The sequence below is a fragment of the Nitrospina sp. P1_D6 genome (assembly GCF_052156615.1).
Classification (GTDB): domain Bacteria; phylum Nitrospinota; class Nitrospinia; order Nitrospinales; family Nitrospinaceae; genus Nitrospina.
This window is the reverse complement of the sequence record NZ_JBQKUN010000003.1, coordinates 270255-288656: the sequence shown is the minus strand read 5'-3', so window position 1 is coordinate 288656 and position 18402 is coordinate 270255. Positions and strand designations below refer to the sequence as shown.

Below are 18402 nucleotides of genomic sequence, written 5' to 3'. Positions count from 1 at the left end.
TTCGGTTGACTTCCAAAGAAAATGGGAGTTTAATTCGCATACTCACGAAGACTTGTTCCCACGATTTTTCGTCTGTGAAAGGGAACAGGCTGGCAGGGTGGGGGGTGGTGAAGGCCATCTGACGCAATGCCGGGGACGAGTCGGGCGGAGCTTTCAGAGGAGCAAAGCCTAAGGGGGGACAGGGATAGCAAATCACTCCCACACGGCCTGCGCCAGGGTATCAATACTAAGGTTCGCTTTGGAGTTTTGTGGGAGGGACTCATGGCTTATCCGTTTGGGCCGGTGACGTGTGACCCGTCGTCTGTAGAAGAATACAACCCATCCTCAAGGCTTGGCCGCAAACGCTGGGGCCGGCGCCACACCCGCGTGCCGACGTCGCTTCGCCGTTCCAGTCGTGAACGCCCCGTTTTTGAAACTCTGGAACCCCGCCTGCTGCTTTCCGCCGATCTCACCTACGGCGCATTCAACGATCTCACTCTTAAATTCGATGCCGGCCTGAACCAGTATCAACTGGTTGACGACACGGATACGGTTGTGTCCTTCGACACGGCCGATCCCACCAACACCATTAACATCACGGGTACCGCCGGTGCGGATTCGTTGGGTCTCGACCTGGGGACGCTCGGCAGCGGCAAGACCATCAACTTCCTGGGGACCGGCGACGACACGCTGAAGTCCACCAAGAATTCCAACCAGACCCTCACCAACACCAGCCTCGATGCAGGCGGGCAAACGTTCACCCTGTCCGGGTTCGAAAAAGCCGAATTGACCGGCGGCGCAGGCGAGAACACGCTGGATGCGTCCGCGTTCACCGGCGACGTCACGCTGAGTGGTTTGGGCGGGGCTGATCGTCTGATCGGCGGCACCGGCAACGACACGCTCATCGGCGGTCTCGGCAACGATGTCTATGAATTCGCAGACAACTGGGGCGTGGACCAGTTGAATGAAGCGGCGGGCGAGGGCACGGACCGTCTTGATTTCACCGCCACCACCGGTACGCTTCAGGTCAACGAAGCCCTGAACAAAAGAATTTCCAGCGGCGCCCACACCCTGACGAATCTCGACACCGCCGCCGAAGAACTTGACATCGCCATCACCAGCGACATCCAGGATTCACTGGAAATCGGCATCAACGCTGCCAAGGACCTGGTCACGCGACTCACCTCATCGGTTTCGGAGTTGAGTTCCGCCCTGCCCATGCTGAATCCGGATACGGGATCGTTCTCGGCCCTGTTCGGTCTGGCCGACATGTTCCAGGAATTGCGCGAACAGATCGACGGCCTGGGCTCGGGCGTCAACCTGTCGGATGTCACCGACGCCATCACCAACCTGCCGGGTGTGGGCAGTGCCGTGGACTTGTCTCCGGGATACCAGGGCGATGCGTCCAACAATCTCGAGATCGTGGTGGACGCGGGCATTTCCAAATCCATCCTGAACCAGCTGATCGACATCGACCTCGGCACCGAAGGCGCGTTCCTGAATTTCAACATCGACGCCCAGCTGTCCGTCGACGCCACGTTCGCCGGCAGTGTCGGCATCGGCGTCACCACCGTCGGCACGCCCACGGCGTTCCTGGCCGGGGCCGAACTCGACTTCACGGTCGACGTGGATGGCAACCTTGACAGCGCCGCCCTCGACCTGGGTTTCCTCGATGTCACCGTCGATGGAGGGGCGGGGAATGAAATTTCCTATTCCGGCGGCCTGCTGGTTGCGGTCAGCGATCCGGTGGACAAAAAGATCGCGCTCTCGGAGGTCACCGATCTCGGCTTCGACCTGGCGTCCCTGGTTTCGGTCACGCCCACAGGCACCGGCTTCACCACCGGGGATCTCGATGTCACCGTCCAGTCCGGCATCAACCTGCCGGGAGACATCCCGCTGACCAGCGGCATTTTGAACATTGTGTTCCCGACGTTCACCGATTTTTACAACGGTGTCCTGCCGAGCATCAGCCTGACCAGCGGCTCCATCGACCTGTTCGATTTCAGCAACATCACCCCGTCGGATGTGGCGGGCATGCTGAGCGACCTGGTGGACACGCTGTCGGCGTTGTCCAACAGCGACCTGCTGGACATCACGATACCCCTGACCGGCGTCAAGGTGGGGGATCTCCTGGATTTCGGCGAAGCGTTCAAGCAGGACATTCTCGATCCGCTGTTTGTCAGCGGCGACGCCACCATTCCGGATTTCGACGACGACGGCATCCCGGATTTCGATTTCGACAGCATCCAGGACCTGGTCGATCAACTGGCCCCGGTGCTGGGTCTGCCCGTGGGTGCGCTTTTGGCGCGGTTCAATCCGACCAGCCGTGAATTGTCGTTCAACCTGAATTTCAGCTCCCTGCTGAACATCGGCACCTCCCCCATTTCCTTCGGGGCGAGCCTCGGGGACCTCGCAGGCATCAGCACCACCAGCCAATTCGACCTCAGCACCAGTTTCGATTTCAACCTGGACTTCGGCATCGGGCTGGCGTCGAGTGAAGACATCGAACTCCTGCCCTCGCCGTTCTCTCCCGACAACGTGGCGGAACTCAGTATTTCTCCGCAGGACGGGGCGTCGGCGTCGGACTTCTCGGTGCAGGTGGTGCGCGTGGACAACGCGACCCTGGGCAGTTACAAGCTGGCCGACCCGACGGGCGCGTTTGAGACCGGGCCTATTGAGTACAACGACCCTGACAATTTGGTGGCCTCGGCACTCAACAGTATGGCTATCGCCAACGCGCTTGATTGGCGGGTTGAAGTGACCAGGACGGTCGAGGGCAACGACAGCGTGTACACGGTGGTGTTCAAGGATGCCACCAACACCGACAAGTCGTTCAATCCCAGCGGACTCCTTCTGCCACCTCTGGACGATGGGGACAACACGCTGAAAGGCGCGGCGGACGGCGTGCTGTCTTCCACCGCCACGTTCGACATCACCCTGTTCAGCAAGGCCGTCACCCTGCTTGCGGGCACGCCTTCGGAATACACGGTGCCGGAGACGGAGCTGGGCTCCATCACCGTCACCGTCAACCGCGACACGGCCAACGCCAGCATCGACGATCTCAAGGTCGATGTGCAGACGGAGGTCAACACCCAGCTGGTCAACCAGGGTCTGACTCTTGGTTTCCTGAGCGGTGGCGAACTGTCGACGGGAGCTTTGGGCAACGGCGGTACGGTCACCGCCTCGGGCACGCCCTTCCAGACCCTGCACGAGGATGTCGAGTTCACGGTCATCATCAACGGCACCGACGAATACAGCGGCAGTCTGCGCGCCGTCGATGTTCTCGACGGACTCAACGGCGGCGCCAACGACGACGTGCTGGAGTTGGACGAATTGAACGCCACGCTGACGAACAGCCATCTGGACACGCCTCTGGAAGCGGCCATCTTCGATGTATTGGACTCCGCGGGTCTCAGTGGTTCTTACAACGTGGCGGTCACCACCGCTCCCGACGACAAACTGCAAGTGGATGTCACCGCCCCGGGCGGCGACACGGTGGAGGTGGTCTTCAAATCGCCGGTCACGGTGGACGCCGGCGGCGGACGCATTGCCCTGTCCACGGCCACCGGCAACCTGTCGGCGGAAGTGTTCAACCCGAGTGTCGGCACCACCAGCCGCATCGAGGTCAATGCCGATTACAACGACCCGGCGTTCCAGGAAATGGGACTCCTCAGTTCGCCGACGCCCTTCGACGGGGTGCTCGACGACGATATCGAATTTTCACTGGATGTGGACGGCACCACGGTGGATGTTTTCCTGTCCGCCGCCAGCACCGCGGGCAACACCAGCATCGACGACCTGCTCACCCAACTCAACACCGCGGTCGATACCGGTTTGACCAATGCCGGCCTGGCTACGGGACTGGTCGATGCGTTCCGCGTCGATCCGGAAGGCAACCGGCTGGGCATCACCGGCGATCACACGAATGTGGACCGTCTGTCGATCGATGTGCCGGATTCGTTGACCACCGGGCCCAATGCGGGCAATGCCAACGGCGCGATCACCGAACTGGGATTCGAATCGGGTGAAGGCGATCCGTTCGCGGGCGCATCCGCCGAGTTTTTCATCGACAATGTCACTCTGGACGCAATGGCCAGCATTGACGCCACCACGCTCAACCTCGTGGCCAACGTCGGGTTCCTGGAAGTGGAAGCGGACGGCAGCGGCAGCATCAGCGCCAACGCCAACCTGAGTGTCATCAATCCGCTCGACGGCGGCACGCGGGTCAACGGCGAGACGCTCATCGCCGCTGTTTCGCAGGGCAAGTTTTTGTATGAGGATCCGCCCGCTTTCGGCGGCACGCTGGACAACCTGAACACCGGATTCCTGGACGTTGCCATCGGCGGCGGCCTCACGTTCAGCCTCGACATCGACCCGACCGCGGGGCTGTTCGACGGCGCCAACAACCCGATCAGCAATTTCGACGCGACGTTGTCCATCGACGGCACCAGCCCGAACTGGCTCACCAGCCTGCCGGAAGTGAACCTCAGTTTCACCGGGCCGGACTTCGACGCCATCATCAGCGAGTTCAAGGACCTCAGTTTTCAGGACATCATCGACGGCCTGAGTTTCTTCGTCGAGTTCCTGCAGGGCCTGGACGGCACCAGCCCCGGCGGTTCCGCCATCGCCGATGCCCTGGACTACGACCTGCCGCTCGTCAACCGCAGTGTGGCGGACCTCGTGCAGATCGCCGACGAACTGGCCGACCGGCTGGATGCGCTCTCCGCCGATCCTTCCGGTTCCGTGCAGGCGTTGAACGATCTTTTGGTGGATATTTTCGATCTGCCCGCCGCGGCGAGCAACATCCTGTCGTTCAACCCGACCACGTCCGTGCTCGGTATCAACCTGGGATTCGATGCGGCGGCTTCTTTGACGCGGCCGTTCTCGCTGAACCTGGCGGACGTGCTGGCCTCGGCCGGCGCGCCGGAGTTTCTGACCGACCTTGTCAGCCTGGAAGCGGGCGGCAACCTGGGTGTGAGTGCGGGCGTCGATGTGGAACTGGCTCTCGGTCTCGATCTCACCGGCGCGGACAAGGGCCTCTTCCTGTTTACAGGAGCCAACGGGACGCGGTTGGCCGCCAACGCTTCGGCCACTGGCAACAACCTGTCGTTCCGCGCGGGACTCGGTCCCTTCCAGGTACTGGTGGATGGCGGAAGCGGCAGCCTGGGTGCGGGCATCGACGTCACGCTCAATGACGATGGCGACGGGCGTCTCGACCTGATCACGCTGGGAAGCGGCGGCGGCATCAGCCTGCCTTCCCTGGGCGACCTCAATATCGACATCACCGGTACGGCCGACGCCACCCTGCCTTTGTTCGTGGGCAGTGTGGACAACCCGATTCCCATCGGGACCGACAATGAAATCATACTGAGTGCCGATCTGGACGACCTCATCGGCGGCGTGCCGGGGGCGTTCAACGTCACCCTGCCGAACCTCGACCTGTTCTCCAACCCGCCCGGCATTTTTGAACTGCTCGCCGACCCGTCGGTGGTGGTCGATGGTCTGGATGCCGTCCTGCTTCAGATTCAGGAAGCGCTGGAAGGTCAGATCTTCGGTTTCGAACTGCCGTTTGTCGCCGACGCGCTCAAGGACAACCCGGTTTCCAATTTCATCGAGGACTTCCGCGACGATTTTCTCAACCCGCTGGCCAACACGCTGCGCGCCAACAACGTCAATCTCGACGGACTCATCAGTCTCATCCAGGACTCGATCTTCAACACGTTCAACGGTCTGGGTATTTTGAAGGACAGCGACGGCGTCGGCGGCCTCAGTGCGGACGACATCGTGCATTCCGGCGCCAGCCTGTCGAACCTGAGCGAGGACTTCATCCAGTTCGATTTCAAGCTCGGCGACTCCTTCACCCAGGCTCTGGACATTGCGTTTGATTTCGGCATTCCCGGGCTGGGACTGGAAGCGGACTTCACGCCGACCATCACTCTCGACTGGAACCTGGATTTCGGGTTCGGCCTGGATGAAACCAAGGGATTCTATTTCGTCACCAGCGATCCGGATGAACTGACCCTCAGCATCGATCTGGATCTGGGCTCCACGCAGGGCATGCCCGCGTTTGCCCGCGGCCAGTTGTTGTTCCTGGCGCTGGGCATCACCGACGGCATCGACCTCGATGACGACGGCAACCTGGAGTTCTCCGGCCTGAACCTGACCGGCGCGATCAATGTGGCCGACCCCAACGACGACGGGCGGTTGACCATCGGCGAATTGATCTCCGGAAGCATCGGCGACATCTTCCAGCCGTCGCTCACCGGCTCAGCCGATATCCTGATGCAGGCGGAAGTGGACTTCACCACGCTGGGAAGCGCCGATTTGGCGCGCGTTCTCCCGTCGATCAGCACCGGGATCATCGTTCACTGGGGCCTGTCGGCCACTCCCAACACGGGTCTCGTGGTGGACGATCCGTCCATCGTGCTGGCGGACGTCAGCCTCGACCTCGGTTCGTTCATCTCGGATTTTGCAGGACCCGTTCTCGGCAACATCGCCGATATCATCGAGCCTCTCGATTTCCTGATCGGTCCCGACGGGTTCCTGAACAAACGCATTCCGCTGTTGTCGGATCTGGCGGGCAAGACCATCACCGGCCGCGACCTGATCGAGACGTTCGACCCCACGGCGAAGATCGGTCCGTTCCTCGATGCCATCGCGGAGCTGTTCTTCCTGGTCGACCTGATCGGCGATGCCGAGGCGGCGTTGGCCACCACGGGATCGCTCAATTTCAATTTCGGCGACCTGGTGCTCACCGATCCGACCAGTTTCTTCGATGTCGGTGCGGTGAGTGGATACCTCACCGGCGACCGCATCGACCTGAGTCTGCCGAACCTCAACAAGAATTCGTTCAAAAACGTCAACTTCAAGAACATGTCGCTCAACTCGCCGAGCCAGGAGGGAAGCGGCGGCGGCCAGGCGGTCACGCGCTTCCAGTCGGGTGTCACGAGCGGCGGTTCGTTCCAGTTCAACCTGTTCGATCCGGCAACCATCTTCTCCCTCATCATGGGACAGGATGACGTCACCCTGTTCACCGCGGAGTTGCCGGAATTCGGGTTCAATTTCTTCTACAAGCAGAAGTTCCCGATCTTCGGTCCTCTGGTGGCCAGTCTGGGTGGCGGTATCGGCGGCACCATCGACCTTGGCTTCGGTTACGACACCCGTGGTCTGCAGCAGTTCATCGGTTCGTTCAACCCGGCGACGCTCATCAACGGGTTCTTCCTGAACGACCTGGATCCGATCACCGGCGAGGACCGGCCGGAAGCGACGCTCACCGCGACCATCGTCGCCAGCGCGCAGTTGGATTTCCTCATCGCCTCGGCGGGCGTCGAGGGCGGCGTCGACATCAATATTTTCTTCAACCTGGCCGACCTCGACCACGACGGCAAGATCCGCTTCGACGAGATGGCCGCGAACCTCGCCGCCAACAGCTTCAATCCGCTGTCGGTGTTCGACACCAGCGGCGTGGCGGAATTCTTCCTGCGGGCGTTCATCGAGATCAACCTGCTGGTCAAGAAGATCCGCAAGACCTTCGAGTTTGCGCGCGTCGAGCTGTTTTCGTTCGAAATCCCGTTCAACCGGCCGGGTATTCTGGCCACGCAGGACGGCGACGTGCTGACCCTGTCCATCGGCTCCAACTCCGAGAACCGGCTGAACGGAAACGTCAGCGACATTTCCGAGAAGATTCATGTGAAATCCGACGGCGGTGACGTGCTGGTGTGGTCGGATCAGTTCTTCGTCGGCGAAGGCCTGGCGCAGAGGTTCTCCGGCGTCAACACCATCATCGCCGACGGCGGCCAGGGGAATGACGAAATCGACCTGAGCGGGCTCAACTCCGGTTACGAGGTCATCGTTCACGGCGGCGTCGGCAACGACGTGATCGTCGGCAGCAAGGGCGACGACGATTTGTACGGCGATGAGGGCAACGACACGATCCTCGGCATGGGCGGAAAGGACCTCGTCGATGGCGGCGCGGGCAACGACAATCTCTACGGCGATTTCCAGGCGATCGGCCTCACCATCGAAGGCCGTTCCATCAATTCCATCTTCGGCGGTACGGAAGATGAGGACACGCTGAAAGGCGGCGCGGGCAACGACAACCTGTTTGGCAACGGCGGCAACGACACGCTGGACGCCGGCACGGGTACGGACAGCCTGGACGGCGGTGCCGACGACGATGTGTACCTGGGTCTGCTGGTGGGCGGCGCGAACACCATCGCCACCGGCACTGGATTCAACACCCTCGACTTCAGCGACGTGCGCGACCGGGTCAACTTCACCCTTCGCAACGGTCAGGTGGTGGCCTCGTGGGAAGGCAACACCATGACCGCCAGCCTGGATGAGATTTCCACCATCCTCGGCGGCCGCAGTGACGACACGTTCCATGTTTACGAAACCCGCGATGACGGAGTCACCACACTCCTGGATGGTCAGCAGAAAAATGACAAGTACATTTTTTACGCCGAGGACGGCGATCCCATCGACGCGCTGGTCAACGACCAGGGCAATGCATGGGACAACGGCAACATCATCGAGGCGCGCGGCACCACCGGCGACGACACGATTTCGCTGACAAACGCCACCATCTCGCTCGGGGTCGACCAGCTCATCACCTACGTTGCGCCTCCGGCCACCGAAAACATTTTGCAGATCAAGCTAAAGAGTCGTGCCGGACGCGACAGCATCAACGTCAAGAGTACCGCAGACACGGTGCCCGTCACGGTGTTCTCCGGCGAAGGCGACGACACCGTCACCGTCGGCGACAGCGGCACGCTGGACAACATCGGCGCGCTCCTGCGGCCGGGTCTCAACGTGCCGTTCGGACTGGGGCCGCTCATGCTGGTGGGTGAGGGCGGACACGATACGGTGGTGTTCGACGACTCCAATGACGCTGACAACGAATTCGGCAACCTGACATCCTTCATCGAAAACCGCGCCGGCAACCAGCAGGTGGAAGTGGGCGTGCTCTCCGGCCTTGGCATGACGCTGGATTCGGATGCGGGCGGCCTGACCGGACGCGTCGAGTTCGAGGGATTCGAGGCGGTGGATGTGCGGTTGGGCGGCGGTGCGGACGATTTCCGCGTCGGCGGCGACGAGGTGTTAGACGAGTTGACACTCATTCGCCAGGGCAACGTGGGCGAGTTCACGAATCTGATCGAAGGCATCGTCAGCATCTCCGGCAACTCCGGCGGCGACAAGTTCCGTATCGAGGCGACCAACGACATCGACCGCGATGCGTTGAACGCGGCGCTCGGCATCATCAGCGCCACGACCACCACCCCGGGCGGTGCGTCCAACGAGGTTCAGCGGATCAACGTCGGTGCCAGTATCGGTTACTTCACCCTGAAGTTCCGCTTCATGGAAACCGCGCCGATCGCCCTCAACGCCACGGCGGCGGAAGTGCAGGAAGCGCTGGAGGACCTGTTCATCATCGGCACCGGAAACGTCGATGTGACCAAGGATGGAAGCGATTTCGTCGTTGAGTTTGTCAACGACCTGGCCAACACCGACGTGGACCAGTTGGAAGCGAAGGTGATTCCCTTCACCGTGTTCGGCAACGGCAACGGCGACCAGTTGTTCGTGCAGTCGCTCACCGAGCGCATGTACTTTCAGGGCGGCACCGGCGACGACCTGGTGAAGCTGAACGTGGACGCCACCACGCTGGCTCCGCTTGCTTCCAATGGGGTCCAGTCCGAGATCACGCTGGACGGCGGCGAGAACAGCGATACGTATCAGCTCGGACTCATTGGCGGCGCGACCGATTCGTTGATCCACGTGTTCGATTCCGGCCTCGCGGGTACCGACGTACTCGAGGTGACGGGCACGGAGAACCCGGACCGGTTCCTGCTCCGTGCGGCGGCGGCGGAAAGCGGTCTGGCCTTCATCGCACTGATGAACACCGATCCGAATGTCGAGCGTATCAATTACAACACCAACCTGGAAGTCATTACCATCGACAGCCTCGCGGGCGAGGACGAGTTTTACATCGACGACACCCGCGCCGCCATCACCATCAATTCCGGCGCGGACAACGACTTCTTCCAGGTGGGACAGCTTTACAAGTCCCGGCGCACGCCGGAACTCGCGGGTGTGGCGCAGGAGGACGTGTTCGCCACCATCGAGACGACGCGCGGTTTCCTCAGCAACGGCATCAGCAATGACATGACAATCAACGCCGGGGACAACGAGGACGAGATCATCGTGTTCCACAACCTGGCGGTGCTCACCGTCAACGGCGATGCGGGCGATGACACCATCCTCGTGCAGGCCTTTGCGCTGGTGGGTTCGCAGGAAGACAAACGCGAGCGCACCGATGTCAGCGGCGGCGCGGATGCCGACTTCATTGCCTACGCGGTGAACGCGCCGGTCAATATCGACGGCGGCGACGGTTTCGACACGGTCATCGTGGTGGGTACGGAGTTCGGTGACGATTTCGTCATCACCGAAAACGGCGTGTTTGGAGCGGGTCTCAACGTCAACTTCACCAACGTGGAAAAACTGGAAGTCAACGGTGCGGAAGGCGACGACCGCTTTTTCGTGCAGAGCACGGGCGAAAACTTCACCACCAGCATCGTCGGCGACCGCGGCAGCGACACGTTTTTTATCAACGGCGAGACCCCGGCCAACGGCGTCATCAGCAACGATCTCAAGGGGCACAGCGGCATCATCACCCACAGCGTGGAAAGCACCCTGCCTGGCTCGGATTACGACGGCGCCAAGGTGGTGGGCGTGTCCTCGAATGTGGCCGACAACGACGAACCCGCGATCATCATCAACCAGTCGGATGGCCAGTCGCAGGTGGTGGAAGGCGGTGGAGCCGATACCTATACCGTCATCCTGTCGCGGCCGCCGCGTCCGGCAACCAAGATCAAGGTCACGGCCCTGCCGCCGGAAGGCCTGGTGTTCGTGGATGAGTTCGGCACCGAACTGCGTAACGAGACCACCGGTGCGCCCATCGGCGCGGAGTTGATCTTCGACGAGACCAACTGGAACGTCGAGCAGGAAGTGCGCTTCAAGGCCATCGCCGACGGTAATGCGGAAGGCAATCACACCGCCGCCATCCAGCACAAGGTTTCCACCATCGGTGTCAGCACCGGTCCGGTGTTCGAGGAACAGGAAATTTTCGTACCGGTGCCGGTGTTCGTTGATGTGCCCATCTTCAAGCAAATCCACCTGCCGTTCATCGGCACGATCAGTTTCTTCGTTGGATTCGAGACCCAGTTCTCTCATTTCAACAACGTCTCCGTCGGCACCGAGCTGGTGCAGGTGGGTACGGAGAACGTCGAGACGGCAGAGAGCGACGCCTTCACCGGCGTCATCGAATCGGCGACCGGACTCAAGTCCGATCCGGTTCCGGCGACGCCGACTTTGACCGATCTCGAAGGCGGGTTCCCGACGGCGGCGACCGATCCCACGCGGCCGGACGGCCTGCGCGGCGCATTCGTGACCATCATCGACGATCCGGCCAACCCGGATGCGGTCGGGCAGACGCGGCTCATTCTGTCCAACACCACCACCGAGCTGACCCTCGACCAGGCGTGGGATTCCCTGCCGTCCGACCAGGCGCGGTATGAAATCAGCCAGTTCAGCGGGCTCGTCATCCCGACGGTGGAAGTGGCCATATCGGATTCGGATGTGGCGAGCCTCGTGGTCACGGAAACGCAACGCGAGACGATCGTTTCCGAAGGCGCGTCCAGCGGATGGGACATCATTCAGGTGGCGCTCAGCCAGTCGTTGGCGGTAGGCGAAATCGTCACGGTCAACCTCGACGGCCACGGTCAGTTGGAGTTCCGCGACGCGGTGACCGATGCGGTCATCACCTCGCTCACGTTCAACAGCGGCGGGCCGGCAACGGTGAAGGAGTTCAAGGTACTGGCGGTCGATGACGGTGTGACGGAAGGCTTCCACCGCTCCGACCTCACGCTGACGGCGGCGAGCAATCAGGCCGGCTCCGATTTCAACGGCATTGAACACACGCTGGTGGCGGACATTGGCGACAACGAATTCGCGGGCGTGCTGGTCAAGCAGACCAACGGTTCCACCGACGTGGTGGAAGGCGGCGACGACGCGGCGTTCGACGGCCAGGGCACCGACAGCTACACTGTCGTACTGACCAAGGAATTGGCCGTAGGCGAGGTGGTCACGGTGGCGGTCACGGCCCAGCCCACGCGCACCTCGCGCACCGGCACCACACCGCATCCGGACAGCGTCCGCGCGTTTGAAGTCGAGGTCGAAGTGTCGCTCGACGGGATCACCTGGGCGGAAAGCGTGGACGTGGTATTCGACGACGACAATCCCTGGGATGTGGAACAAACCGTATTCGTCCGTGCGGTGGACGACAGCCGCGTGGATGGCGGCGACTCCAAGGTGTTCGCACCGATCCTCGATCTCGCCAACAACATCAAGGGACCGCTGTTCATTGTCGGCGGATTCGGCGAAGACCGCTCCGGCCTGTTCGAGCGCGAGCCGATCATGCTCCCGGGCGAGACCAACTTCAAGGAATCGATGGGCGATGTCCTCGCCGCGACGGAAGCCGACGAGTTCAACCCGGCGACGCTGACGATCGACCCGACCGATCCGGAGGTGCTCGATTTCCTCGGCCGCACGGCGGAGACGGTGACGGCGGATGATTTCCTCGAACTGACGGTGGAGATCACGCGCGGCGAAGGCAAGAACAAGATCCGCATTATCGAGGCCGCGGAGTTCGACCTCGACGGAAATGTGGTGCTCACGCTCAACAAGGCTTGGGACATTCCGTTCTCGGAGCCGGGTGTGCCGACGCCGGCCAGTGAGTTCACCATCTCCGACACCAACCCGAATTTCCTGGTGGACGAAGCGACGCAGACCGACCTGTTGTTCTTCAAGGACACCGACAACCCGACGAACTTCCAGGAATCGGCGTTCGCCAGTGGCCAGTTGTTCTTCGACGACAGCTTCGATTTTGCCGGCCACCGCATCACCGGCCTCGGCATGGGCGGAGACCGCAACATCGGTGGCGCTCTTCAGCCGGGCGGCGTCACCTTCCAGCAGCTGGAAGAAGTGGAGATCGTCCTCGGTTCCGGCAACAACCAGTTCACCATCGAGGACACGCACGCGGGCGCGACGACGCTCAAGACCGGCGACGGAGCGGACGTGGTGAATGTCAAGAGCATCAACGGCCACACCTTCGTCAACACCGGCGAGGACAGCGACACGGTCAACGTCACCAACGACGGCCAGACTCTGGAAGACCTTCTGGGTCTGCTCACCCTGAGCGGCGACATCCCGCAGGCGGAAACGGTGCACTTCGCCAACGGTTCTCCGGCTCAGGGATCGGTCCCGGCAGTGGATGCGATTCAGCATCTGAACATCGACGCCACGGGCGGCACCTTCACGCTGTCCCTGGGCGGTGAGACAACCGTGGCCCTGGCGCACGACGCCAGCGAGGTGGATGTGCAGACCGCACTGGAAAGTCTGTCTACCATCGGCGCGGGCAACGTGGCGGTCACGAAAGCGGGCAGCTTCTACCGCATCGCCTTCCAGAATGCGATGGGCGGCCAGGCGGTGGACCTGCTGGCGGTCAACGATTTCAATCTGACCAACGGCCTCGGCACGCACGACATCCTGAACATCGACGACAGCGGTTATGCCGACCCGAGCGTGGCGCTTCTCACGCAGACCACGCTGACCGGTCTCAGCACCGCGCAGACCAACGAAATCCAGACGCTGGTGGTCGATGCGACGGCGGGCACCTTCCGCCTGAGTTATGAAGGAGCCGAAACGGAAGACCTCGCGCACACCATCAGCGCCGCTGATCTGGAACAGGCTCTGGAGGACCTGGCGGGCATCGGCGACGGCAACGTCGCCGTCACGCAGAACGACGATGTGTACGTCATCCGTTTCCAGGGCGACTTGACCAACACCAACGTTGCTGAGATCGCCGTCAGCCTGAACAATCTGGAGATCACCACCGAAACCTATCCGGATACGTTCGAAACCGTTGCGGGCGACGCTTCGGTGCACACGCGGGTGGACGGCGACGCGGCGAACGCGGTCAACGACATGCAGCAACTCACGGTCAACGCCACCGGCGGCACCTACACGCTGTCGCTCCTCGGCCGCACAACCGATCCCATTGCCTACGACGCCAGCGCGGAAGTGGTGCGCAAGGCCCTGCAGGTGCTGGTTGCCGATGACGACACCGAAGAATTCAAAACCGACGTCACCGTGGACAAGTTCGGTCGTACCTACCTCATCGGGTTCCAGGGCAAGCTGAACGAGCTGAACGGTCGGCCGGGCGTGGAACTGCTGGTTGTGAACGGTTCCGGCCTGACCGGCGGCGAGGCCGATGTGGCCACGCGCATGGACGGTATCAATTATTACGGTTTCGAGACGCTGAATCTCAGCCTCGGTTCCAACAACGACATCCTGAACGTGCAAGGCACCAGCCCCGGCAGCAACGGCTTCGCCGCGGCGGGCGGCATCGCGGTGACCAACATCGATCTCGGCGCGGGCAACGAGCAGATTTTCGTTGCCTCCAACGCCGACCTCGATTTCGGTTCCGCCGACGCCTTCCAGTTCCTCACGGGTGACCTGGATGCCATTGAAGGCGCGCTCAATCTCGACACGGGCAGTGGACGCCACCGTCTGATGGTTTCCGACGAGGGCGCGACCGTGGGCGACGGCGACGTGAGCATCACCGACACGTTGCCTGCGGTGTTGAATGGTCTGTCTGCCACCGCGGACATCTGGATTCAGGGCCTGTCCCCGGCGGGCATCGCTTACGGCACCGACGGCAACTTCTATGATGGGATCACTTACTGGACCGGGTCCGGTGCGGACACCCTCTCCATCGACGGCTCACACCTGGTCAACGGCGAGCGCACCACGACCACGCTCAACACGGGTCTCGGCAACGACAATGTCACCGTGGATCTGGATGACGGCGAGGACGGGTTCTTCGTGCTCAACACCATGGGCGGTGTGGAGTCGGCCAACCCCGATCTGCTGGATGGAACGGAAACGGATGACGACGAGGTCGATGCCTCCAACTCGACCCTGCCGCTGACCATCTTCGGCGGTATCGGCAACGACACGATATTAAGCGGCAGTGCCGACGACATCATCTTCGGCGACTTCGGTCGCGTCATCTACACCAACGCCCTGGGCGGCGTGGTGGCGGTTCACGGCTTCGGCGGGCGCGGCGACCGCGTCTCCAGCGACATCTTGCCGCCCAGCCTGATGTTCAGCCTGCATCGCGATCTTGGCGGATCGGACACTATATCCGGACGCGCGGGCGGCGATGAAATCTTCGGCGGCAACAGCGGCGACACGCTGTACGGCGACGACGCGACGGAATCCTCCGGCACCGATGACACGATCGATGTCATCTTCGGCGACAACGGCGTCATCGAACTTGAAGACGGCATGTACGCCAAAATCAAAACCACGGACACGACCGACGCCACCGGCGGCGCCGACACCATCTTCGGCAACGCGGACGACGACATCGTTCTCGCCGGCGTCAACGGCAGCGTCGATGTGATCCACGGCAACGACAGCAAGGACGTGATCCTGGGTGACAACGGTGAACTGGACTTCACCGTGGACGGCGACCTGACCACGCTCGACACCGTCAGGACCACCGACACGCATCTGGGTGGCGAAGACCACATCTTTGGGTTCGGCGACGACGACCTGATCTTCGGCGGCACCGGCGACGACCAGATCCATGGCGGCACCGAGAACGACATCATCTTCGGCGACTTCGGTTACGCGGAGTTGATCAATAACATCGTGCGGTACGTGGTCACCATCGACCGCACCGAAGGCGGCGCGGACACGATCTGGGGCGACGAGCACGAGGACGTGGTGGTTGGCGGCGCCAACTCCGACCGGCTGGACGGCGGCGAAGGCCGCGACCTGCTGTTCGGCGACAACGTCGAACTCGACCGGCTGGGCGTGCTGTTCACCGATTACACCAACCCGCGCTTCCGCACTCTGACCGGCGACCGCATGTACGGCGAGACGCCGGGCGTGGACGATGGCGAGGTGCTGGTGGCTTCCACGCATTATGTGGACCCGACGGGTTCGGCGGTGTGGGCGGACTTCGACATCACCCTTCTCGACCATTCGGCCACGGATGAAGCGCTGGCTCTCAACAACTTCGGCGACGACTACATGGCGGGCGGCGCGGACGACGACCAGATGTTCGGCATGCTGGGCGACGACACCATGCAGGGTGATGGTAGCATTGATCTTGCCACCGACGTCACCGCTTACCGCACGACCCTCAACATGCTGATGGGCAACCCGTCGGTCGAAAACGCGCTCACCGACGGCGACGACTATATCGAAGGCAATGGCGGCACCGATGTCATCTTCGGAAACCTGGGCCAGGACGACATCATCGGCGGCAGTTCCAACCTGTTCAGCCTGGTCACGGCGGAACAGCGGCCGGACGGCATGGATCTCCTGTTCGGCGGCGCGGGCACGGACCTGGCGCGCAACGACATGGGCGACGATACTCTCGCGGAAGGTCATGCGCTGGATTCGGACGCCATCGCCGGTGACAACGCGAACATCTTCCGGCTGTTGCAGTCGGCCGATCCGACGCAGTTCGAATCGTTCAACTACGACATTTATTCGGCCACCCTGAGCATCGTCCCGCGGCCGGTCGAGTTCCTCGATTACACGCAGGGCGGCCCGGACATCATGGGCGTGGATGCGGCGACCCTGGGTGATATCGGCGACAACGATGAGATCCACGGCGAGTCCGGCGATGACTTCATTTACGGCATGGTCGGCAACGATGTGCTGTACGGCGAAGGTCAGGACGACGACATCATCGGCGGCTGGGGCCACGACTGGATTTCCGGCGGCACGGGCAGTGACGGCGTGCTGGGCGACGACGGGCGCATCTACACCAGCCGGAACACTTCCACCACCGAAGGCCAGTTTGCGGAACCGCTGTACGGGATTGAGACGGTGGAAACGGACCAGGAAATATCTTCCAGCAGCCCATGGTTCAACGCGACCATTCATGCCGAGGGCGAGCTCAAGAAAACGGTCAACCTGACACCGTTTAATGTGGACCCGAACACCGCCGCACAGAGCCCGCATTACCGGGCTCTTTATGCGGACGATATCATTTACGGCGGTTTGGGCGACGACTTCCTGCACGGCGGTTCCGGCGACGATGCCATCTCCGGCGCGGAAGCGCTGGCCACCTCGGCTGCGACGGTGTACCCGGACACCGGGACCATCGACCCGAACCGCACCGACGGCGTCAGCATCGTCACCGGTTACTTCACCCCGTTCAATCCGGGCAATGTGTTGAGTTTTGAGGCGCTGGTTGCGGAGGAATTCGCGTCTTACGATGAAAACGATCCGCGACGCAAGATCATGATCAACGGCTGGGAGTTCTTCCTCAACTTCGACGAGACGGAAGGCCCGATCGCGGAAGGCAGCATCCTGCCGACGGATGGCAACGACCGCATTTTCGGCGACCTGGGCAACGACTGGATCGTCGGCGGAACGGGCCGCGACCACACTTACGGCGGGTACGGCAACGACCTGTTGAACAACGACGACAACCACAACTCGACCGCGGGCACCGCCGATCCGGAAGCCAACGACGAAGTCGATGGTCCGGAATACAGTTACGAGGACATCTCCTTCGGCGGCGCGGGACGCGATGTGCTGATCGCCAACACGGCGGGCGACCGGCAGGTCGATTACCTGGGTGAGTTCAACAGTTTCATCACTCCGCATTCGCCGTTCGGACCGGGCACCGCGACGCGCGGTTTGGAGCCGGGCATGATCCAGTTCCTGTATGACTTGTCAGAAGCCGATGGCGTCGATATGACCCGCGCCGCGGATACGGGAAGCGATCCGGAACGGAACGGGGAGCCGCATGGGGAACTGGGCCTCGTCACTCAACAGGATCCGGATTGGGGTGACCAGCATGGTGCGCCGGATGACCCACAGGCGGGTAACGGCAAGAAAAAATCGGATCACAACGGACCGCGCACGGCGGAACCGAACAACACGACCGCTTCCAGCAATGAAATGCAGAAGGGCAAGAAAAACGGTCATGACAATAATGTCGAAACCACCGCCTCTACGGAACCCGAACCGACGACTACCGAAAGCCAGACGCTGGTGTTCGACGACGGATCCGGATCCTTCCAGGAGATGGCCACCACGGATGAGGGCTGGGTTCTGGATGGCTCGACCATCACCAATCCGGAGGGAGCCACCTATAATGTGTTCGACATGACCGAGGAGGAATACCTGCTGTTCATTTCGACCGTCGGCGCCATCGATGACGATGGCGACCACACCCAGGTGTTGATCGACTGGAACGCTCTTTAATTCCCGACCCGGTATCGGAACAATCGAGATGACCGGGTGCCGTTTTTGCGTTACACTGTTTCAGACCAC

1 protein-coding gene is annotated in these 18402 nt (G+C 61.9%); it reads left to right on the top strand.

Annotated features, from left to right (window positions below):
- Window positions 1-261 precede the first annotated feature (261 nt).
- Window positions 262-18333, top strand: a complete 18072-nt coding sequence (locus tag ACTRXA_RS07470) for an LEPR-XLL domain-containing protein (protein ID WP_442426580.1) — start codon at window positions 262-264, stop codon at window positions 18331-18333.
- Window positions 18334-18402 lie beyond the last annotated feature (69 nt).